The organism is Salinibacterium sp. PAMC 21357, assembly GCF_000247645.1.
Taxonomy (GTDB): domain Bacteria; phylum Actinomycetota; class Actinomycetes; order Actinomycetales; family Microbacteriaceae; genus Rhodoglobus.
This window is the reverse complement of record NZ_AHWA01000004.1, coordinates 929,798-950,374: the sequence shown is the minus strand read 5'-3', so window position 1 is coordinate 950,374 and position 20,577 is coordinate 929,798. Positions and strand designations below refer to the sequence as shown.

Below are 20,577 nucleotides of genomic sequence, written 5' to 3'. Positions count from 1 at the left end.
CTGCTCGGTACGTAACAACAAGGGTACATATACACATGCTGCGTGAAGGTGAAGCGCCGCCTCGCTCCTAACTCAGGAAGGGAGCCGCACGGAGCGACTGATAGATGGGCCTGCGCTCGTCGAGCCTTTAGCGGTGGGAGGCCAGGAAAACGCGGACTGCTTCCTTGGCATGACGGTGGAGTCTCTCAGGATCCGCGACTGCGTCATCACCCAACAACATGGCCTCGTTGACCGGAGCGCCCATGACGAGCCAATTGAAGGTCGCCGCCGACTGGAGTGGATCCGAAATCACGAGCAGCTTCCGCTCAGCCAGTGTCGAAAAGGTCTCCGATAGCGAGTGAATCTCGCGGAGCGGCCCGTTCTCGTAAAGTGCAGTGGCTAGAGCCGGAAAACGACCCACCTCGCCTATCACCAGTCGACGAAGCCGCAGAAGCCGAGGGGTCAAGACGATCGTGAGCTCGTCGATTGCATGACGCTCAAGATACGGCCAGACCTCGCTCGCGACCGTAGGTAGATTCTCCGGGCCTTCGATCCCGCCGCCGGCGCCGGCCGTCATTGACGTGACCAGCTCGACAAACAACGCTTCCTTGCTGCCGAAGTGTTTGTACACTGTTTGCTTTGACACACCGGAAAGCTGTGCCAGCTCATCCATGCTGGTGCCGAGATAGCCATCCCGCAAGAAGAGCTCTTCAGCAGCACGCACGATTGCGTTGCGTTTCTGCTGTGATCGGGGAAGTGGCTCGTCCTTCATTGAATTCGCCTTTCCTGCTCTTGACGGCTGGTACTGGACAGTCTAGTTTATAAATCAAGAACTAGTCAGTCCAGTCTAATGAGTTTGCTGAGGAGTCATCGTGACGGAATTCGTTGAAACAGCCGCGGGCGACCGGGTAGCGTTCGACCGTTACGGCGACGGTCCGATCGTCATCTTCGTGGCCGGAGCAGGGCCGTGGCGCGAGATTGATTTCACGACGACGGAGACGGCAGAATTGCTCGGCCACTATGGCGTGAAAGCAGTCGTCTACGATCGGCTTGGCCGAGGCGAGAGCATGGTGGCTGGCCCCCTCGGCCTCGAGCGGGAGATGCTCGCCCTCGCGGCCTTGATCGAGGCTGTCGATTCAGCCGGAGATGGCGTCGTGCTGTGCGGGCACTCTTCCGGCGGCTCACTCGCGCTCTACGCTGCCGCGAGCGGTCTGCCCGTTGCTGGGCTGGCGCTGTGGGAGACGCCGCTGGCTCCGCCAAACGGCGGCTCTCGTGAGCTTGCTGACTCTTTGCGGGGACTCATCGGGGACAACGACCTTGAGGGTGCACTGAATCTCTATATGGCAGACATGCCACCAGAAATCTTAGAAATCGTGAAGAGTATCCCGGCAATGATCGACCAAGCGGGCAGTCTCCAAGCCGATGCGGACTCGCTGGCCTGGGCGGAATCGGCTTCCCTCGCCGAACTGTTTACTCCGATCCGTGTACCGGTAATCGCACTCGTGGGCGAGCAGAGCTACGACGAGGTAATGGTTCCGGCAGCCGAGTCGATCGTCGCTGCTATCCCCGGCGCCGAATGGAAGAGAGTGCCGGGGGCCCAACATGAATGGGAGCCTGCCTCTATGGCCTCTGAACTTGCAAACTTCGTGGGCAGGATCTGGTCATGACAAACCGCGCGCTCGATCTCCATTTCGCAGGCCCACTTGTCCATCCGGCTATGCCCGCGTCATGGACGGTCGTGTTCATGCCTGACTCGAAGGCGCTTCTCGGCACAGGCAATCCGGTGAAAGTCTCCGGCACGATGGACGGCCATTCGTTCAGCGCGACCCTGATGCCCTCAGGTGAGAACGGTCACTTCCTCTCGTTGAATGCCGCGCTGAGAAAACTGGTCGGCAAGCAGATAGGTGACGTTGTTAATGTGCACCTCACAGAACGGTCGACCTAGGTTTCGCCTACCCAGCGATAAAAACCTAGGGCGCGGAACTGTGCTCGATCACGCTAACCTGTCGAAAGTAGCGCACCGCGGTGACGCCATCACTGCGAATTGCAGGGCTCACCCCTACCGGTCCGCCAGCTCGTGCAGGCTTCTCAAGAATGATGAGCGAAGCTGGGGATCGAGCGCACCGAAGTAGTCGTTGTCGGCGGCTTCGACTGCGGGGGTTGCACGGTTGGCGAGCGCCGCGCCTTCCTTGGTAACCGCGACTACCATCGCGCGGCCGTCGGAGGGGTGCGGGGATCGGGTGACGTAACCCTTTGACTCCAGATTGCGAAGGACCTGGGACGTCATCATGGGATCTGTGCCGGCCTGCTCGGCAAGAGCATGCTGGGTGACGGGGGCGGCGTTTCCAAGCCACGTAAGGGATGCCAACAGCGCGAATTGCACCTGGGTCAAGTCGTAAGGCTTTAGGGTGGCGCGTACCTGGCGCTGCCACTGGTTCGTCACTTGCCAGAGCGCCAGGCCAAGGCTGGTGGTGGGATCCGGATGCATTGTCTCGAGCGATTCGGTCATTGGATCACGCTTTCACGGATGATGTCGAGATCGTGCTCGTCGAGCGGAACGAGTCCGCGCCTGAGCTGGTATCCCCAGTTTGGCTCCGCCGTGAGATGAAGCCTGTCACGCACGTCTGTCAGTGGAACGGGGCGCAGGGAGAGGTATTTGATGCGACGCCGGAATAGCCTAAACGAGCCTTCGTCTGCCTCCCAAATTTCGTCATCGGCGATAACGCCGATGGCAGTGAACTCGCGAAGCGGAATGACGTCTCCGAGCGATTCAACAGGAGAGTAGTAGACGAGGGTATCGCCGGCCTTCATGCGAGCAAGCGGCCCGCGTTTGCCATGGCTGATTTGGGCAATTCCAAGGTGGATGCCGCGCCGCACGTGAGCGGCCGAGACAACACCAAGCCACCCGCTCATGCTTGGCGCTCCAAATGCCCGATCAGCCCGTCGACACTTGACTGTGCCGCGCCCGACATCGGCTTCTTCAGTAGGCGCGACCAGAGTTTCGCGAGCGGTCCGCGAGTTCGAATCGCCACCGTGACGACGGAACCTTTCTCCGATGCCGTGACCTTGTGTTCAAATTCGAGGCGCGCGCCCGGTAGCGCGCTCGTATTGGTGAACAGTTCGTTCGGCAGGAGGTCGGTGATGGAGAACCGGAGCGCGGGCCCGCTGGACGGCGTCAATCTGCCCCGTGCTCCCATCGCTGCGGCGGAGCCAAACTCCACGTGACGGACTTCTGGATCCCACTCGGGCCACGAGCGAGGTTCTGCCCAACGAGCAAATACCGCCCCGGGCAAGGAGGTGCACGGGCGTGAGTACTCGCTGACAAGAGGCATGGATATAGTATGCGCGCATACTAACTTCGCTGTCAATTTCGCTGTCGTGTCCAAGTTCGTCGAACGAGCAGCGCGCCCCAAAACATTGGCCACGATAATGGGTCAATGCCGATCCTGAACAAAGACATGACGCTGTGCATCTCGCTGGCCGCCCGGCCCTCCAACCTCGGTACGCGGTTTCACAACTTCCTCTACGAAGAACTCGGCCTGAACTTCATCTACAAAGCCTTCACGACGAGCAACATTGAGGATGCCATCGCCGGAGTCCGCGGCCTGGGCATCCGGGGCTGTTCCGTGTCGATGCCATTCAAAGAGGCCGTGCTTGAGCTCGTGGATGTCGTCGAGCACTCGGCCGCAGCGATCGAGTCGGTGAACACGATCGTGAACAACGATGGCGTGCTTACGGCATCCAACACCGACTATGAAGCGGTCGCCGACCTGATCGCACGCCACCAGCTCGACCCGACGCTGTCGGTGCTGGTTCGCGGATCGGGAGGCATGGCCAAAGCGGTCGTCGCCGCCTTCCACGGTGCCGGCTTTGCTGACGTCACCGTGCTCGCGCGCAACGTCGCGGCGGGCGAAGCAATCGCCACGAAGTATGGCTACCGTGCCGTGAGCGTCGACCCGCAGCCGGGCCACGCGGTGATCGTCAACGTGACCCCGCTCGGGATGGCGGGAGATTCCGCCGACGAACTCTCGTTCTCGCCCGACACCGTTCGCGCCGCGCAGACGGTGTTCGATGTGGTGGCATTCCCGGCCGAAACTCCACTGATTCGGGCTGCTCGGGATGCCGGAAAACTCGTCATCACGGGCGCCGAAGTCATCGCACTCCAAGCCGCGGCGCAGTTCGTTCGCTACACCGGCATCACGCTGACGCCCGAGCAGATTGCGCGTGCTTCGGCGTTCTCCCGGGAGTAGGGATCGGGACGTAAGCACGGCATCTGCCATGGGCTCACCGCGGGAATTAGTGACCACGCGTCGCCCGAGCTCGTCCCTTGATGGCCATAATGACGTCAGTCTTGGCATCGGCATAGTCGTTCATGTCATCCCACTGCTGGCTGAGCAAGATCCTCTTGGTGTTCTCGTAAAGGGCGCGGTCTTGGGCATCGGATCGGAGGCGATCGCGAAAGAGAAGGTAGTCGCCGACGGCAGGGTCATCGTGTTCGAAGACATGCACATGCACATCGCGTGCGGTTGTGCGCACGAGACGATGTCCTGGTTCTCGGACGCGCAGTTCATACCCGGCGTTCACGAGGGCATCCAAATAGTCCTCTTCCGCGGTGATGTCGTCGACGGTGACCACGATGTCAATGATCGGCTTCGCTGCCAGCCCGGGAACAGAAGTCGAGCCAATGTGATGGATGCTGATCTCCCCCGTCGTGCACGCCTCCACAATCAGTCGTCGGTGCTGGAGATAGAAGCTCTCCCAGCGTTGGTCATAGCGGTGGAGTTCCATAGTGAGCGCTTCGGCGCCGCCGATCAGTTCGACTGACGTGACATCAGGCCGCCGCGGCTTACGCATTCTGCTCATAAAAGCATTCTCACACTGCTCGTCGCGGTGGGTCTAGGCGAGCGGCCTCATAGCCGATGCTGATAGCCGCGGTGAAGCGGAACTTCCGTGGATCGACCTTTCGGCGAACTTTGTCAGCTCGTCCGAAGCAGGTGTGAAAAAGTTTTCCACAGATTAAAAAGACTTGTGAAAATGACGAAAGCACCGTTATAGGCTGAAGGTTGACGCAGCGTAGTGTCGGCGATCCTGACATGCGCTTTCGAACGAGAAAGACAACCTCTTGATCAGGTATTTACTTCGCCGCTTTGCCGGCTGGATGCTCATGATCGTCGTCGCCACCAATTTGACGTACTTTCTCGCCTGGGGCTTCCTTGACCCGCGCAATAACTACGTTGGCCGTCGACCACCGCTATCAGAAGCTCAGATCGTCCAGCTGCTGCAACCACGCAATCTCAGCGATACCGTGCCGCTTTTTGAGCGCTGGTGGAACTGGCTCTCTGGCATCGTCTTCCGCTGGGACTGGGGAGTAAGCCCCGTCGGCCAGTCGGTGAACGAGCAGGTGGCGTATCGCATGTGGGTGAGCGCCGAGCTCGTGCTGGGTGCCACGATTATCACCACTATCCTGGGCATTGCCCTCGGCGTCTACACCGCGTCGAGACAGTACAAGCTAGCCGACCGCATCGGTCAGGCCACCTCGATCATCACGATGAACATCAATATTGTTGTGGCGGCTCTGGGGATCGTGCTGCTGGCGATCAGCTTCAACAAAATGGTGGGAACGACGGTGTTCTTCGTCACGGGCTCGGCGAGTCCGAACGTCACGGGGTTCTTTCCCATCATCATCGATGCGCTGCAGCACCTGATCCTGCCCACTGTGGCACTCGTGATCATCGGCTACGCTGGCACCCATTTTCTTCAGCGCTCGCTGTTGCTTGACAACATCAACGCCGATTACGTTCGCACTGCGCGCGCGAAGGGACTGACCAAGGCGCAGGCAATCCGCAAGCACGCATTGCGCACCTCGCTCATTCCGGTTGCTACCCAGGTCGCCTTCACCATCCCGACCGTCTTTATGGGCGCGATCCTGACCGAATCGATCTTCGGGTGGAATGGCATGGGCCGCTACTTTCTCGAAACCATTTCAAAGAACGACATCCACGGAACCGTGGCGATCGCCGCGTTCGGGGCGGTTCTCACTGCGATCGGGGCATTGCTTGCCGACATCGCCGTCGTTGTTCTCGACCCGAGAGTGCGGGTGAGCTGACATGCCCAAAGATTCAATCCAACCCGCCGTCGGGCCAGACACCACGGCGCTCCGTTTGCCCAGAAAACGGATGTCGAAGTGGCACCTCTACTCGCGGCGTTTTCGTCGCAACCGTCCGGCCGTTGCGGGACTAGTGATCTTCGCGGTCCTCGTGCTGTTCGCGCTTATCGCGCCACTGATCGCGCGCTTCGACCATACCGAGCTCGACTTTCTTAGCCTCGGTGAGCCGCCAAACGGAGATCACTGGTTTGGCACCACGAGCGCAGGTAACGACACGTTCGCTCAAGTCTCGATCGGTCTGCAACGCTCTCTCATGATCGCCCTCGCAGTATCCGTGGGAACCACCGCGATCTCGGCGGTGGTCGGCACAGCGGCCGCGTATTTCGGTGGAATGTTCGAGCGATTCACCCTGCTGCTCATCCATTTCTTGATGGTCGTGCCAACGTTTCTGCTTCTTGCGATGTTCTCGAACGACTCGGGCGGCGACTGGCGCACTATTTCGCTCATCATGATCCTCATCGGCTGGTTCTTCCCCGCTCGTGTCATCTGGACGATGGCGCTTTCGCTGCGCGAACGCGAATATGTGCACGCTGCGCGCTACATGGGGGTCCCCGGAATGAAGATCGTGCTGCGACACATGCTGCCCAACATTGGCTCGCTTCTGGTGATCAACTTCACTCTGGGAGTGGTGGCTGCGGTGATGATCGAGACGGGGCTGTCATTTCTGGGATTCGGCGTCAAAATTCCGGATGTCTCGCTCGGTTCGCTGATCGGCTCCGGAGCGAACACCATCACTAGCGCACCGTGGTTGTTCTATTTTCCTGCTGCCGCGCTGACGTTACTGACCGTCTCGATGGCACTGATCGCTGACGGCCTGCGCGATGCACTCGACCCCACTTCGGCCGCGGGAGGGCGAGCATGACGAACCCATTACTTTCAGTCCGCGATCTGCGAGTGAGTTTTGCTTCGGAGACAGGCACCGTCGATGCGGTGCGGGGAATCTCGTTCGACCTCGAAGCGGGTCGCACCCTCGGCATTGTTGGGGAATCCGGATCCGGCAAGTCCGTTACGTCTCTGGCGATCATGGGGCTGCTCGACGAGAACGTTCGGATCTCCGGCTCGATTATCTTCGACGGCCAAGAGCTGTTGGGCAAGTCTGACAAGCAGCTCTCCGCGATCCGCGGCAACGGGCTGGTGATGATCTTTCAAGACCCGTTGTCGTCGCTCACCCCCGTGTTCAGCATTGGGGCTCAGCTTATTGAGGCACTCACTGTTCATCGCGCACTCTCGAAGCGCGAAGCATGGGCCCGGGCGGTGCAACTGCTAGAAACGGTAGGGATCCCCGATCCCGAACAGCGTATGAAATCTTTCCCGCACGAGTTTTCGGGAGGGATGCGCCAGCGGGTGGTGATCGCGATCGCGATGGCCAATAAGCCGAAACTGATCATTGCCGACGAGCCGACCACTGCTCTCGATGTGACGATCCAGGCTCAAATCCTTGACTTGATCTCCAAAGCTCAGGCGGAGACGGGGGCAGCCGTCATCATGATCACTCACGATATGGGTGTCGTGGCGAAGACGGCAGATGATGTGCTCGTGATGTATGCGGGCAAGCCTGTCGAGAAGGCTCCAGTTCATGAGCTCTTTCATCGCACGCGGATGCCGTACTCCATTGGTCTCCTCGGCGCGATCCCGCGGGTCGACAAGGCTGAGAAACAACCGCTCGTTCCGATCAAGGGAAATCCGCCGCTACTCATTAATCTTCCGAACGCCTGCCCGTTCGCGTCACGCTGCCCGATCGCGATTGAGGCCTGTCACACGAGCGAACCCGATCTCGTAGATGTCGGCAATGGTTCGGTGGGTGAACATCAGGCCGCTTGTATCCGTTCCCACGAGATCACTGACGGCGGCCTGATTGACGGGCGCCCGGTGTTCCCGCTGCCGCCCATTCCGGAGAGCGCGTTGGCGGCCATCCCGCGCGAAGACCGACCAACAACGCTCGAAGTGCGCAACTTGCTAAGACGTTCCCTCTCATGAAGGGGGCCTTCCTCAAACGCAAGGTGGGTGAGGTGCAGGCCATCCGCGGAATATCGTTTGATATCCGTGAAGGCGAGACGCTGGCGATAGTCGGTGAATCGGGGTGTGGCAAGACCACAACCCTGCTGCAGATCATGGATCTGGTGCAACAGGATGATGGCGACATCCTGATCGGCGGCACCAGTGTTGCGGATGTTCGTGGAGGGCAAGCCGAGCGCACGCTGCGCCGTGACATCCAAATCGTCTTTCAAGACCCGATGGGAGCCCTCGACCCGCGGATGACGGTGGCCGATATCATCGCCGAACCGTTGCGGGCGATCGGAACCAAGATTGTTGAGACGGACACGCGGGTCGATGAGCTGATGGACTTGGTTGGGCTCGACCCCTCGCACAGCAACCGTTTTCCGTCTGCATTCTCGGGAGGTCAACGCCAGCGCATCGGCATCGCTCGCGCCTTGGCGACCAACCCCAAAGTTGTGGTGCTGGATGAACCGGTCTCGGCGCTCGACGTCTCGATTCAGGCTGGCGTTATCAATTTGCTCGACGAGCTCAAGGCCAAGCTCGGCCTCTCGTACCTTTTCGTGGCTCACGACCTCTCTGTTGTGCGGCACATCGCCGATCGGGTGGCCGTCATGTATCTCGGCGCTTTCGTGGAGCATGGCAGCGTCGACGAAATCTTCGAAAACCCGCAGCACCCCTACACGCAGGCGTTGCTCTCGGCGATTCCCATCCCCGATCCGGACATCGAGCGCAATCGCGAACGCATCGTGCTCACGGGTGATCTGGCGAGCGCCTCCGATCAGGTCACCGGCTGTTCCTTTGCCAGCCGGTGCCAGCTCTTCACGACGCTGTCGCCTGAGAATCAAGCTCGCTGTCTCGGTGAAGTGCCGCCGTTAACCGGGCCAGAGGGCGGGCATCGCAACGCCTGTCACTTCAGGTAGAGCGAACAAACACCGCAACTTTTCCCCCATTCACCCCACAGAGTAAGGAACGGTATGTATCACCACAGAAAACTGCTCGGAATTATCGCCCTCGGCGGTGTTCTCACCCTCGGCATCAGCGGTTGCACCGCGGGAAGCGGTTCCGGCAATGATGCCGAAGAAATCATCTCGGTATCGGCCGCGGACTACAATCCGCAGCCACGCGAGAACCTGCAACAGGGTGGCGAGGTGGTGTTCCCGATCACGGAGATCACCCCGCAGATGAACCCCTTCAACGGTGACGCCAGCGCAAACACGGCTCGACTAGCGGCGTGGTACACGCCACAAATTCTGCTGATGGAGGAGGACGGCACTCCCTATAAGAATGACGCGTACCTCGACGAGTGGGAGTACGGCACCGTCGACGGCAAAACCGTTGTGAACTTCACGATCAATGACGATGCTGTCTGGAATGATGGTGCGCCCATTGACTGGACTGCGTTCGAAGCGACATGGATCGCCAACCGCTCCTACGAAGAGGGCTACAGCCCCAATGCGACCGACGGTTACAAAGAGATCGAGTCGGTAACGAAGGGCGACACAGACAAGCAGGTTGTTGTCACTTTCATGGGGGAATTTGCGTGGCCCCAGATGGTCTTCACCAGTGTGCTCAACCCCATGGTGAACACCCCGGAGATGTTCAATGAGGGCTTCATCGAGGAACCTCACGCTGATTGGGGCGCCGGACCCTACAAGATCACCACTTTTGACATCAACGGTGGAATCGTAATTCTGGAGCCGAACGAGAACTGGTGGGGCGAGACGCCGCTGCTCGACAAGGTGACCTTCCGTCAGCTGGATAGCGCAGCATCGATCAACGCTTTCAAGAATGGCGAAATCGACATGGCGAGCACCAACACCAAGGACCGCCTCGAGCAGGTGAAGGACATGGATGGCGTCGTCACCTACCGTGCTCAGCAGACGGCGAACACGCTTCTGCAGGTTGACGCCGACAAGCCCCAATTCCAGGACATCAATGTTCGCAAGGCATTCTTCATGGCGATTGATATCGACCAGCAGAAGAAGGTCGTGTGGAACGGTTTGAACTACGAAGAGGATCCTGCCGGTTCGTTCACGCTGTACGCCTTCCAACCCGATTACGTTAACGCGCTCGAGGAGGCCGGCTACAAGTTCGATCTCGACGCTGCTAAGGCACTGCTCGACGAAGCAGGCTGGGTTGAGGGTGACGACGGAATCCGCGCAAAGGATGGCGTCGACCTTGCAGTGACCTACCCGATCTTTAGCGACGACCCCGTGCAAGAGGCCAGCGCCAAGGCATTGCAGCAGCAGCTGAAGGCTGCGGGTTTCGATGTGACGATCGATACACGCTCGCCTCAGGACTTCTCGACTGACTACTCCACGAAGAACTGGGACATCTTCTCGCTACGCTTCACTGCCTCTGACCCGTTCGGCCCGGCCTGGTTCTGCCAGCTGTACTGCTCTGACAGCGGGCTTAACCTCTCGGGAACGGGAACTCCGGAGATCGACACGATGATCCACGAGCAGCTTGAATCGATCACCGACCCTAAGGCGCAAACCCTTAAGGCAATGGAGCTTGAAGCAGAGATCTTCGCTGAAACCTGGGGCATCTTTCCGATGTACAACGGCCCCGAAATCTGGACCGTCAAGGAAGGACTCGCAAACCTCACCCCCGAGCCCTACGTTGGGTTGGACCTCTTCGGAGTGCAGCCCGTTGAGAACATGGGCTGGGAGAAGTAAGGTCTGACGATCTGAATTGAAGTGATTAGGGCGGGTCGGGTGCTGCGGCATCCGGCCCGCCTTTTTCGGGGCTGAACAGAGGAACTTCAGGCGAAGTGAGATCCGCAGCATCGCCGCCGCTTCGATAGCGCCGTGTACCGTCAAGTAATGCCAAGCTATGAAGGCTCCGACGGGGCGACACTTCACTACGACGTTGTGGGCGGCGAGACGGAACCGATTATTCTCCTCGCCGGAGGAGCCGCGCGTCATCCCAGTTATCTTGGCGATCTTGCCGGACTCGGCGAGAGGCACCAACTGATCGTTCCCCACCTCAGAGGTGTGGGCCGCACGGCAATGCCCGTTGTGGAACAGCGTGGTTCGTATTGGAATCAAGCCGAGGACATCGAACGCCTGCGTATTCATCTGGGTCTCGAGCGGCTGGTCCTTGCAGCTCATTCAGCCGGGACAAGATTGGCGATCGCCTACGCTGCGCAGTTCGCGCCAACCCTTGCGCGGATGGTGCTGATCACCCCTCCGGCGACTTATCTCGTCGGCGAAGCATCCGATGCCGACGTTCTCAGCCAGAAACGACAGGGAGACCTGGTTTTCGAATCAGCTTTCGCCGCACTAGCTGCAGGTCCGCTAGTAACGGACGATGCCGGTTACAACGCGTGGCAGCAGCAAACAGCGCCCGCGGGGTATGCGAATTGGGGTGCGGAGGAACAGGCTCACGCCCTCGTCGGCGGCTGGAATCTGGCGGCGGCGAAAGCGTATTTCAGCGTTAGCCCGCCAACTAACCTTGCCCTGCGGTTGGGAGATATCGAGGCGCCCGTGCTCGTGCTCGCCGGCGCCGAGGACTGCCTCACTGGCCTCGCGCCTGTAGTCGCCCTCGCAGGCCTTTTTCCGTCTGGGGTCGCCGAAGTGATCGAGCGCAGCGGGCACTATCCGTGGGTTGAGCAACCCCTAGCGTTCAGGCGAGCGATCGATACTTTTCTGGAGGATTAGAGGGCCCGGACTGACGGGCCCGCACCTCACAATCCGGCAAGCGCACAAAGCTCAACGCCCTGCTCGTTTGCGACGGGCCCGAGCGCCAAACTCATCCAGAGCGTTCAACACTTCTGTGGCTTGCCAGTGTCTGTTGCGCCGGCCAGTGGTTGATTGCAGCAGGATGCCCGCTTCGACCAGTTTGGCAATTGAAGTGTCGGCGGCTGACTCGCTGACGCCTAGCTCGCGCGCGACTATGGCGACCGTGATTACTGGTTGGCGCAGGAGCAGGTTTTTTACTCGGTGCACCGAGGAATCACTGCGGGCCTGAATGGCGTGATCCCAGAGGGCAGCGATGTCGACGATCTGGCGTTCGAGCAGGCGGCCATAGTTGATCGCGGCGAATGCGGCTTCGCACATGGTCTCGACAATGGTTGCGATATCACCGCGGCGATACGCGCTCAACGCGCGAAAGTATCCTTCGGTGTCTCCGAGCAGTCCAGCGGAGACGGGGACGGTGATGTTGGTGGTGACGCCGCCGGCCCGAAGCATTCCTTGGATGAGGGCGCGGCCAGTTCGGCCGTTGCCGTCAGGGAACGGATGAATGGTCTCGAACTGGGCGTGAGCGATGGCAAGCTGAGCAATCACTGGAAGATCGGTGCGTCGCGAAAAGTGCATGACGTCGTCCATGAGTGCGGGCACACGATCATGGTGAGGCGGAACGAAATCTGCGTTGTGGGGAGAGAGCGAGCCGCCACCGATCCAGACTTGATCGCTTCGCCAAGATCCGACGATGTCGGGGTTCGATTTCTCGAGCAGGGCCCGGTGCATCGTGAGAATTGCCGCTGGATCGAGGTCATCTGCCAGATCGATTGCAGCCCTCATCGCCGCAACGTTGCTCACGACCAACTCGGCGTTCCCGGATGAAGAATCGCCGATTTCGGCCATAGCGACCTGCTTGGCGCTGGAGGTGAGGTTCTCCACTTCAGAGCTCGAGGCACTCTCTGAGCGCAGCAGAATCGAGGAGAACGGCGCCGCCAATATTCCGACTTGGGTGTCGAACCGGGTCAGTTCACGGCCGACGTCATCCGCTAGCGCGATCAGAGCCGACGGAAGATTTGGGGACAGTTGCGCGATGAACGCTGGCACGGCTGCGTTGTAGGGGCCGCGGGCGGCGCGGACTTGTCGGCGTGATCCGACTTCGTCATCCGAGCGTGACCACGGTCGGGACTCGTACGTGACGGCGGGCCAGGCCGGTTCAGTGTGGTTCACCTCGTGCTCGTTATGCGCCATGGAGCTATTATATCTGAGGCTAAGGCAATAGCCTTGGGTATGGATGAGACTGCTGGTAGCTTATGGCGTGCGGTGAAGCTCTAGCGGCGGTCAAGACAGGGCGGCTCATCGTCGCGCCGCGGAGCTGTCCTGTTATCGAGTTGCTAAAACCTCGTTGCCATCCCAGTAGGCGGCGATCCCCGGTGCGGCAATGCTGAGACCGGATGTGCGGAACTCGTCGAGAGTGGCACAATTCACCTGGCTCAGGTATCCCTCGCGGTCTGTCGTTGCGATCAAGCAGTAGCCAGTCGTGCTCTGCTGCGCGACCCAGATTTTGGCCCACGGAACATTTTGGGTCTCAGCGAGTCTGACCTGACTCACATCAACATCCTGCGTCACTAAGTTGCCCGGATAGGGAAACTCGTCGCTCGGCTCCGGAGGTTCTGCGAACCAAGAATTTGCGGCTGTTACATCTCCGCTGCCGGCGCCCGGAGCGGCCGGAACGCGGGGTTCGTCTGGCGTTGGTGGATCGGTCGTCACCCAACCGCCATCCCAGTGAGCTTCGAGATCATTCAGGCTCAAATCGATGCCTCGGGCGGCGAAATCCGCAAAGTTGGAACAGTTGATCGTGCCCGTTGAGTCGGCGGAATGTGCCGCAAGAAGACACAGTGTTGTGTCAGTACGGCCAACCCAGAAATCCCACCCGTTTGAGCCGCTGAGAACGAATCGCACCGCGTTCGGTTCTAGACCGTTCGACGTTAGTAGAGTCTCGAAAGGGTACGAGTCCGAGCTGGTGAATTCACTGTCGAACCAGACCGAGGCGAACGCGATCTTGCCGCCTCTCGGTGGAGTAACGGCATTCCCCTGGGTGTTTGAGGATGACGTTGCGTCGGCTCCGCCAAGGAAACTGAGCTGGCCTGTAATCGCTAGCGTCACAAGCGCGCCGACCGCTATCGCTGCGGCCACAATCATGGCAAGCCACCGAAGCCGCTTGTTTCGGATCATGTTCGCCCGCTTTCGAATGGATGAGGTCTTGCGCCCACTGGCCGGGAAAGTGATGATTACTTTACACTTTCCTTCCGTGAATGTTCGAGCGGGGGAATGCGGTGGGAAGAAGGAGTGATCAACGATGAAGTCTCAGAGTCGAAAACTGGCAGCCGTGCTGCTCACGTTTGTTGCCGTGCCACTTCTTACGGTCACGCTAGCGGGCTGCGGTGATGCTCCGCCCGCAGACGACAACAGCGAGTTCAGCCGGCAACCCACGACCGACGACTTTTGGCAGGTGGGGGTTCAGTATCCGGAGGGAGATGTCGGCGACTGCGGAGACGATGGCTCGATTGCCGACGGCATCATGAGTGCGGACGCCCCATCAAGTCGCTACGTGTGGACGCTTACCCAAGAATCAGGCGAAACCGATGCGGAACGAATCGCCGACTGTCTCAAGTCGGGGCTCACCGGTGGCACGATCACCATCTACGAGCCCGCGGAATAGCTTCGCCCAGACTCCTCCGCAACAGAAAGGTCGCAGAATGCGTTCACCCCTCGCAGTATTCACGATGGTTCTGATGAGTGTCGCGCTCGCGGGATGCGCTGGCATGGGGACGGTGTGCAGCGCCGTCGGCTACTCGAGTGTGGCGACGATAACCCTTTCGGAGCCTCGGGTGGGTGTCAGCCTTGAGCTGTGCGATGGCGAAGATTGCGAACCGGGTCTGCCGCCGCAAGGTGATGTTCAGCCCGCAGAAACGTCGCCCGTGCCTTTTGTGGATACTGGAGTCGTCAGGCTAGACGGCGACAGTGCCAGAGGGTGGAATGCCACCTTCGTTGGAGGCCAGCCGGTGGTTGAATATCGCCTGCGAGATGCAGCGGGCGAGGTTATCTCGGAGGACAGTATCGAGGTTGACTGGGTTCGAGTCGGAGGAACAGCGCGGTGTGGTGGGCCTCGAGAGGCGGTTATTGAGATTCCTAACTGAAGCAAATTTTGGCGGAACCAGGGGGCGATTCCTCTCGGTGCGTTAACGCCAGTCACGCGGGGATGACGCCCGCCACCTGCAAAGCGGGAAAAATGACGGCGGGCGAACTCGTCATCAGGTTCACTACAAAGTGCGCGATCGCGATGGGCATGAGCCGCTTCTGTTTCTGAGCGATCAGCGATGAGCCGATGCCCCACACGGTGAAGGCCACAACGTAGACGATCATGGCGTCGACGGTCGGCGCGAAGAACGCATGCTGCAATCCGAAGACTACGGAGCAGGCGGCGATCGCGAGCGACCGTGGCCAGATTCCGCTGAGCCGAGAGAGCGCGTAGCCGCGATACACGGCCTCCTCGGCGGGGGCATTGAGCGGGGCGAAGGTGATCACGGCGACGATCCCGAACACGAGTGCCCAGACGGGTGACGTGACGGATGCGGCACCGGGTTAACAAAGACGGTTTCGAAGGCGGTGAACGTGTTCGTCCCGTGCAGGATCCACATCGTGCCGATGATCGTTGCGACGAATGGGATGTAGAGCACGGCAATCCAGAGCAGCGCCCACCCGATGTCGGCGAAGAGCCCGACTCCGCGCCGAGGCGCGAACAGGCCGCGGAGTGTTTGGCCGTCCGCGTGCAGCAGGCGGATCACGAGCCACAACGAGAGCAGATTGACCGGCAGCAGCGAGAGCGAGAGCAGCATCGGTGAGGGCGGGAACTCCGCACTCGGATCGAAGCCGCGGGCGAGCATCCAGACCAGCACGGTTGCGAGGCCGACGAGCGCCAGCCTCGCGCCGAGTAGCCCGAGGGCGCGTCTCGCGCGGTTCGAAGTGGCGGATTCAACCATGCCTCGACCTTAGCAACGGAGCCCTTGAATAGGTGAAAGGTGCTCAAATTCAGATTAGGATGATGCTCCAGACTGGGAGGCGAGATTCACAGTGCGATTCCACACCCGCGGTAGCTCGCAGCTGCAGTTCGCCCTGCTTGGCATCGAAGCGATTGTCTTTGCGGCCGCACTCATCGCGAGTCACATCGGCAGCTATGCGATGTTTGCGCTCTTCGCTCTGCTGTGTTTGATCGCCGTGGTGGCATTGATCGCGGGCGTGTCCGACGAGGGCGCTCGCACCGCGCGCACGACGGGCGCGGGAATTCTCGGTGTGGGCGCAGCGCTGGGGCTTCCCCTGTGGGTGTTCGGAGTCACACTGATGGTTTACCCCGATGATGTGGAGCGGGCGTGTGCCGAATCTTTCGGCAGAGCAGGGCTTAGTCAGAGTGCGGAGATTGTGCGGAGCCTGGTGCCACCCGGCCTGTTTTGTGTGCCCGAGGGCGGCGGATCGGCTCCAATTCTCGCGAGCTCAGCATCCGATCTCTTGGTGAGTCTGGGCATTCTTTTTCTCATTATTGCGGCGTTAGCGTGCGCAGTATGTCTCAGTGCTCGTGATCTGGAGGGCAGCATGGCAAGTGCGAAGCAAACGCTCAAGAACTACCTGTCGCCATGGTGGGTGGGGGTCTGGTTCTTCGGGTCGATCGTCGTGTTGGTCGCGTACAGTGTTATCCACATTGCGGGCGGAGCCACGGGTGATTGGTGGGGACTCCTCTCTGTCATCCCGGTGTGGTCGTTCGTTTTCTATGACAACGCTCGGCGTTCGCGAAGGCGCAAACAGCAGTCTCTGCGGTCGCGGGAATAGTCTCGGAGATCGCTGCCGCTGTGATCGCGGCGTGGCGAGTTTCGCCTGCGTGGGTGCGGTCAGTGAATCTGGCGGAACCGTGCGACGAGAGCGGCTTGAGGCCGCTCGCCCGGCGACCGTCTGACCTGCGCAGTATCGACCTCGAAGCCCGCCGAACGTAGCTCCTTGCTGAGTGCATCCACTGGCCAGCGGTATGCCGGAGCTACAGCGTGCGCGAACGGTTCAACAACGGGGCCTTCGAAGAACCCGATGAGCAGTGTGCCGCCGGGGTGAAGTGCGCGGCGAAATTCTTGGAGCGGGATCTGGATGTCGGCGGGCTCGTGATGGATTACAGAGAACCAGGCGAGCACTGCATCGAGCGACTCGTCCGGCACTTCGAGTGCGTTGAGCGATCCGGTTGCGAAGTCGATTCCGGGATAGGTGCGCTGAGCGCGTTCGATGAACTCGGGCACCAAGTCGATACCGCGGGCCGAGAGCCCCAGCTCGACGAGAAAGCTCGTCCATTGGCCTGGGCCGCAACCGGCGTCAATGACGATGCCGCGGGGCGCGATACTGCGAGCCCACGTCTCGACAAATTCGCGATCTTCGGGATGCACGGCATCCATCGATCCGAACCTCTCGACGTATTCCGGCGCCCGCAGCGAATACGCATCGCCGATTTCATTGCTCATGATCTTCAGCTTAGGCCGGAGGCTTCGCCTGGTCCGGGGGAGAAAGAGTGACGGTTGTCAGAACGCTTGCAGTGCGTTTCGTGAAGCCCAGACGCCGTCGCGTCGCTCGAATTCGTCGAGATAGCGGCCGCCGTTTAACACAGAGGAGCCATCCGCGAGCGTGGTGAGGGCGGCGACGTCGTGCTCGCCAGTCGCGTGATCGCCGTCGATGTCGTAGCGGGAGTTGGAAGTCCAGTGCTGCATATTTCGGAAGGTCTCCCACTGGCGTGCAACGGCGTCCAAGATCTCTTGTCGTCCGCTGAAGATGTCGGTGCCGACATCCCAAACTGCGTCCTCGTGCCACACCGCGCTGAACTTTGGAGAAGGGATGAACGAGCTCAACGATCGCTATGACGAGCACGAAGCCGCGGTGAAACGGATGCATGTGTATTGACCACTTGACACACAGGTGGATGCCGGTGTATCAATTAAGCACTACACGAAAGGTGTTGCCGTGATCTCCCTCTCCTTCGCACTTGCGCTCTTCATCGCCGCGGTTTTCGTCGTGCCTTTAGTTGTTCGAATGATCAGTGCGGCCCGGTATCGACCGGCCGCCAAAGACGAAGTGGCGAACCCTGAACGCGATCGGTTGGCAGCGAATGTGGCGAGTCACGCTCAGCGGCGCGCGGTTGTCGCGGTCGTTTTCGCGGTCATCCTCTTTCTCGCGATAGCCTCGGCGGGAATCGCTGATCCTCAATTTCTCGGAATCCCGGTTGCGATCGCGCCCGGACTAGCAGTGAGTGGAGGACTCCTGCTTTTCGCTGCGAGTACGCCGCTCCGAATTCCTCAGCCTGCACAAAATAGCGCTGACCTTAGCAGGCGGTATCCGGGTCATTCGGCCCGCGCTGGGTGTTCGTGCTCCCGGTGGTTATTGCGGCCGCGTTCGTCGTAATGCTGGTGGGAACAGGGCTCACCGCAAGTGCTGATGAGAACGGTCTCTTGAGAGTCATCACTGTCGCCGAGGCAACGACGAGTTCCACCGCAAGCCCATACCCGGGCTGGTTCTATGGTGTTCCCTTGATTGCAGTAACCGTCGTGCTCGCGGTGTCTACCCTGCTGGCGCTGAGCCGTGTCTCGGCTACTCAATCCCTCCCGATCGAAGGCTTTGCCGAGCTTGATCGGCAGTGGCGAGCGGGGTCAACTCTGGTGATAACCAAGCTCAGCACGAGCGCCTTGCTTCTCTATTTCGGCGGCACCGCCTTCATCGCCGGTCAGGCGACGCGCAACGTGGCGACAACCTACACAGCGGCGGGCGACACATTCAGTGCTACCTTCCGTCAGCCAGAGCTCGCGATCGGTGTCAGCTTGCAGGTGCTCGGTGCTGTACTGGCGATCTCGGGGCTAGTTTTTCTTGCCGCGGCAGCTTCTACCGCGTTGACGTTGCGTCTGACGGTGCAATCCTCTGAGGGTGCCGCCCCAGCGGCGGAGCGAGCATGATCACCGTTGACGCCGAAAGCCCGGTGCCCCCGTTCGAACAGATCCGATCTCAACTTACCGACCAGATTAGAGTGGGCGAACTGGGCGCTGGTCAGCGGCTCCCCTCGATTCGTCAACTAGCCGGAGACCTGCGCGTCGCCACCGGAACCGTGGCTCGTGCCTACACAGAGCTCGAATCCGCTGGGCTCATCGAGACGAATCGCGCTACAGGCACCCGCGTTCGTGACGACCAAACAGTCAGCAGCGGGGTGCAGCGTGCCGCCACTCGATTCGTGAAGGCGGCTCGCAGCCAGTCGCTCACCCTCGACGATGCACTCAGCGCCGTGCGTTCAGAGTGGGGCGTTAGCTAGCCCACCTAAAAAGCTATTCGCGCACCGACACCGTCACCGTGAACTTGCTGTTGCATCCCGCCTGGCGGGTGGGGCCGACGGTGCGGTTCAGGTAGTCGCGGTATCCGAGGTGGGTGTTGAAGACGACCCACAGTTCGCCGCCGGGTTTGAGCACGCGGCGGGCGTCAGCCAGCATCCGCAATGCAACGCCCGCATGCACGGTGGCGCCGGTGTGAAACGGCGGATTGCACACAATCAGATCAGCACTGGCCGTCGGCCGTTCGGCGAGAGCGTCTTCGCGCGCGGCCTCAACGCGGGCCCCGACTCCGTTCGCGTCGGCCGTTTCGCGGGTCGATGCCACGGCAGCAATGGACTGGTCAACGGCAACCACGTGCAGGTCGGGGCGGGCCAGGGCGAGTGAAACGGCGAGCACTCCGGTGCCGCTGCCGAGGTCGACGGCGGTAGCAGCATCCGGCTTCATCTCGGGTAGGAACGTCATGAGAAAACGGGTACCGATGTCGAGGGTGGCCCCGGCGAAAGCGCCGCCGTGGGCGCTGACCGTCAGCTCATCGACGGGAAGCTCGGGTTCGCGCAGCACCGACGTCGTCGGATAGCGAGCCTCGGTACCGTCACGTCGCGGGCCCAACGACGTGAGCGTGCGCGACTTCTGGCGAGCACGACCGGCGTTCACATCGTCGAAGGAACGCGCCAGCACCTCATTCATAGCCAAGGTCATGTGCTTGATGCGGCCGCCCGAAATCACGACCACGTCAGGCGACGCGAAGCGGGCAATGGCCTGAGCCCACTCATCCAACTCGGCCAGGCTGCGCGGCAGTTGCATCAGCACCAGACGGGCGCCCGACAGCAATTCCGCGCCCAAGGTGTGTGACGTGTAGTGCGGGGCAAGATCGCCCGCGTTCTCAGCCAGCGCCAGCTCCGAGACCAAGGAATCCTGAAACACGCGGATGCCGCGGCAGTCGTGCAACGAAACCGCCCCGAGTGTGAGCGCCCCATAGTTGTCGCCCATCACGACGAGCTCGCCGGGCTGGATATCGGCCAACTGCGGAGCGGCCTCATCAAGAATGAGCCGATCGCTGGCATCCACCGCGAAAAGGTTAGGGGCTTCCACGTCGGGCCAACGTCGCAGAGTGGCGAACAAGTGCTCAGACATGGGGGGCTCTTTCGGTGGCGCGGCACCGCAAACAACGTGTGCGGCGGATCCTCAAGCGTAGCCGAGCGCCCTGCGGCCACCCTTAACCCAGAAAGCGAGCAGCCCCGGCACTAGTGGGGCCACTCGCTCACGGGAATCTAGTTGTAGCCGCGCGTGATGTGGGGCTCGTCAACGCACAGAGGGCATTCCTCTATCTGTGTTGACGGGATGCAATCGCACA

23 protein-coding genes and 1 pseudogene are annotated in these 20,577 nt (G+C 60.6%); 12 read left to right on the top strand and 12 right to left on the bottom strand.

The genetic code is table 11. The features are described from left to right. Positions 1 to 127: 127 nt before the first annotated feature. On the bottom strand, positions 128 to 751 hold the full coding sequence (locus ON14_RS07860; RefSeq protein WP_010204338.1) for a TetR/AcrR family transcriptional regulator: 624 nt from the start codon (positions 749 to 751) through the stop codon (positions 128 to 130). Positions 752 to 851: 100 nt separating this feature from the next. Here ON14_RS07860 and ON14_RS07855 point away from each other — a divergent pair, with 100 nt between their 5' ends. Both ON14_RS07855 and ON14_RS07850 read left to right on the top strand, forming a co-directional pair. Continuing rightward, on the top strand, positions 852 to 1,646 hold the full coding sequence (locus ON14_RS07855) for an alpha/beta fold hydrolase (protein WP_010204337.1): 795 nt from the start codon (positions 852 to 854) through the stop codon (positions 1,644 to 1,646). Next, positions 1,643 to 1,924: a DUF1905 domain-containing protein gene (locus ON14_RS07850; protein ID WP_010204335.1), complete on the top strand. Its 282-nt coding sequence runs from the start codon at positions 1,643 to 1,645 to the stop codon at positions 1,922 to 1,924. The genes ON14_RS07855 and ON14_RS07850 overlap by 4 nt, the downstream gene beginning before the upstream one ends. A 114-nt stretch (positions 1,925 to 2,038) precedes the next feature. Here the strand turns inward: ON14_RS07850 and ON14_RS07845 are convergent, their stop codons facing one another. From ON14_RS07845 to ON14_RS07835, 3 genes are read right to left on the bottom strand one after another with little or no spacing between them, the layout of a single operon-like run. After that, a complete protein-coding gene (locus ON14_RS07845) occupies positions 2,039 to 2,488 on the bottom strand; it encodes a MarR family winged helix-turn-helix transcriptional regulator (protein ID WP_010204334.1) in 450 nt (149 codons plus the stop codon). Continuing rightward, a complete protein-coding gene (locus ON14_RS07840; RefSeq protein WP_010204333.1) occupies positions 2,485 to 2,892 on the bottom strand; it encodes an EVE domain-containing protein in 408 nt (135 codons plus the stop codon). Before ON14_RS07840 ends, ON14_RS07845 begins: the two co-directional genes overlap by 4 nt. Continuing rightward, a complete protein-coding gene (locus tag ON14_RS07835; protein ID WP_081503527.1) occupies positions 2,889 to 3,311 on the bottom strand; it encodes an SRPBCC family protein in 423 nt (140 codons plus the stop codon). Before ON14_RS07835 ends, ON14_RS07840 begins: the two co-directional genes overlap by 4 nt. Positions 3,312 to 3,416: 105 nt before the next feature. On the opposite strand from ON14_RS07835, the gene ON14_RS07830 reads away from it, so the two are divergent. After that, positions 3,417 to 4,229: a shikimate 5-dehydrogenase gene (locus ON14_RS07830; protein ID WP_010204331.1), complete on the top strand. Its 813-nt coding sequence runs from the start codon at positions 3,417 to 3,419 to the stop codon at positions 4,227 to 4,229. A 46-nt stretch (positions 4,230 to 4,275) separates the two neighbouring features. Here ON14_RS07830 and ON14_RS07825 read toward each other — a convergent pair whose 3' ends face one another. After that, entirely contained in the window at positions 4,276 to 4,842 is a 567-nt protein-coding gene (locus ON14_RS07825) for a GrpB family protein (RefSeq protein WP_026037604.1), read from the bottom strand. 259 nt (positions 4,843 to 5,101) lie between these two features. Here ON14_RS07825 and ON14_RS07820 point away from each other — a divergent pair, with 259 nt between their 5' ends. From ON14_RS07820 to ON14_RS07800, 5 genes and pseudogenes are all read left to right on the top strand, one after another. Then, complete coding sequence (locus tag ON14_RS07820) at positions 5,102 to 6,085, top strand: ABC transporter permease (protein ID WP_010204329.1); 984 nt, start codon at positions 5,102 to 5,104, stop codon at positions 6,083 to 6,085. A 1-nt stretch (position 6,086) separates the two neighbouring features. Continuing rightward, positions 6,087 to 7,007 (top strand): ABC transporter permease, encoded by a 921-nt coding sequence (locus ON14_RS07815; RefSeq protein WP_026037603.1) that lies wholly within the window; start codon positions 6,087 to 6,089, stop codon positions 7,005 to 7,007. After that, positions 7,004 to 9,063: pseudogene (locus ON14_RS07810) on the top strand (ABC transporter ATP-binding protein). The gene ON14_RS07815 and the pseudogene ON14_RS07810 overlap by 4 nt, the downstream one beginning before the upstream one ends. A 54-nt stretch (positions 9,064 to 9,117) precedes the next feature. Further along, the gene (locus tag ON14_RS07805; protein WP_010204322.1) at positions 9,118 to 10,821 is read left to right on the top strand and encodes an ABC transporter family substrate-binding protein; all 1,704 of its coding nucleotides are present in this window, start codon (positions 9,118 to 9,120) and stop codon (positions 10,819 to 10,821) included. A gap of 147 nt (positions 10,822 to 10,968) precedes the next feature. Beyond that, complete coding sequence (locus ON14_RS07800; protein ID WP_010204320.1) at positions 10,969 to 11,805, top strand: alpha/beta fold hydrolase; 837 nt, start codon at positions 10,969 to 10,971, stop codon at positions 11,803 to 11,805. Between the two features lie 51 nt (positions 11,806 to 11,856). On the opposite strand, the gene ON14_RS07795 is transcribed toward ON14_RS07800, so the two are convergent. Together ON14_RS07795 and ON14_RS07790 are read right to left on the bottom strand one after the other, a co-directional pair. Continuing rightward, on the bottom strand, positions 11,857 to 13,077 hold the full coding sequence (locus tag ON14_RS07795) for a Fic family protein (protein ID WP_050993013.1): 1,221 nt from the start codon (positions 13,075 to 13,077) through the stop codon (positions 11,857 to 11,859). A gap of 132 nt (positions 13,078 to 13,209) precedes the next feature. Beyond that, complete coding sequence (locus tag ON14_RS07790) at positions 13,210 to 14,061, bottom strand: hypothetical protein (protein WP_010204317.1); 852 nt, start codon at positions 14,059 to 14,061, stop codon at positions 13,210 to 13,212. 124 nt (positions 14,062 to 14,185) lie between these two features. On the opposite strand from ON14_RS07790, the gene ON14_RS07785 reads away from it, so the two are divergent. Continuing rightward, positions 14,186 to 14,548, top strand: a complete 363-nt coding sequence (locus ON14_RS07785; protein ID WP_010204316.1) for a hypothetical protein — start codon at positions 14,186 to 14,188, stop codon at positions 14,546 to 14,548. A gap of 530 nt (positions 14,549 to 15,078) precedes the next feature. Here the strand turns inward: ON14_RS07785 and ON14_RS07775 are convergent. Together ON14_RS07775 and ON14_RS07770 are read right to left on the bottom strand one after the other, a co-directional pair. Further along, the gene (locus ON14_RS07775) at positions 15,079 to 15,414 is read right to left on the bottom strand and encodes a CPBP family intramembrane glutamic endopeptidase (protein ID WP_010204313.1); all 336 of its coding nucleotides are present in this window, start codon (positions 15,412 to 15,414) and stop codon (positions 15,079 to 15,081) included. Beyond that, positions 15,411 to 15,869, bottom strand: coding sequence for a hypothetical protein (locus tag ON14_RS07770; protein ID WP_010204311.1), 459 nt, complete (start codon positions 15,867 to 15,869; stop codon positions 15,411 to 15,413). Before ON14_RS07770 ends, ON14_RS07775 begins: the two co-directional genes overlap by 4 nt. A gap of 91 nt (positions 15,870 to 15,960) precedes the next feature. On the opposite strand from ON14_RS07770, the gene ON14_RS07765 reads away from it, so the two are divergent. After that, positions 15,961 to 16,710, top strand: coding sequence for a hypothetical protein (locus ON14_RS07765; protein ID WP_010204310.1), 750 nt, complete (start codon positions 15,961 to 15,963; stop codon positions 16,708 to 16,710). Positions 16,711 to 16,769: 59 nt separating this feature from the next. Here ON14_RS07765 and ON14_RS07760 read toward each other — a convergent pair whose 3' ends face one another. Further along, positions 16,770 to 17,381 carry a class I SAM-dependent methyltransferase gene (locus tag ON14_RS07760; protein WP_010204309.1) on the bottom strand — a complete coding sequence of 204 codons (612 nt, stop codon included), beginning with the start codon at positions 17,379 to 17,381 and terminating at the stop codon, positions 16,770 to 16,772. Positions 17,382 to 17,438: 57 nt separating this feature from the next. Next, positions 17,439 to 17,726 carry a nuclear transport factor 2 family protein gene (locus ON14_RS07755; RefSeq protein WP_010204307.1) on the bottom strand — a complete coding sequence of 96 codons (288 nt, stop codon included), beginning with the start codon at positions 17,724 to 17,726 and terminating at the stop codon, positions 17,439 to 17,441. Positions 17,727 to 18,275: 549 nt separating this feature from the next. Here ON14_RS07755 and ON14_RS07745 point away from each other — a divergent pair. Both ON14_RS07745 and ON14_RS07740 read left to right on the top strand, forming a co-directional pair. After that, entirely contained in the window at positions 18,276 to 18,857 is a 582-nt protein-coding gene (locus ON14_RS07745) for a hypothetical protein (RefSeq protein WP_141629969.1), read from the top strand. After that, the gene (locus tag ON14_RS07740; protein WP_010204303.1) at positions 18,854 to 19,207 is read left to right on the top strand and encodes a GntR family transcriptional regulator; all 354 of its coding nucleotides are present in this window, start codon (positions 18,854 to 18,856) and stop codon (positions 19,205 to 19,207) included. Before ON14_RS07745 ends, ON14_RS07740 begins: the two co-directional genes overlap by 4 nt. A 13-nt stretch (positions 19,208 to 19,220) precedes the next feature. Here the strand turns inward: ON14_RS07740 and ON14_RS07735 are convergent, their stop codons facing one another. Continuing rightward, the gene (locus tag ON14_RS07735; RefSeq protein ID WP_010204301.1) at positions 19,221 to 20,357 is read right to left on the bottom strand and encodes a class I SAM-dependent methyltransferase; all 1,137 of its coding nucleotides are present in this window, start codon (positions 20,355 to 20,357) and stop codon (positions 19,221 to 19,223) included. Positions 20,358 to 20,577 lie beyond the last annotated feature (220 nt).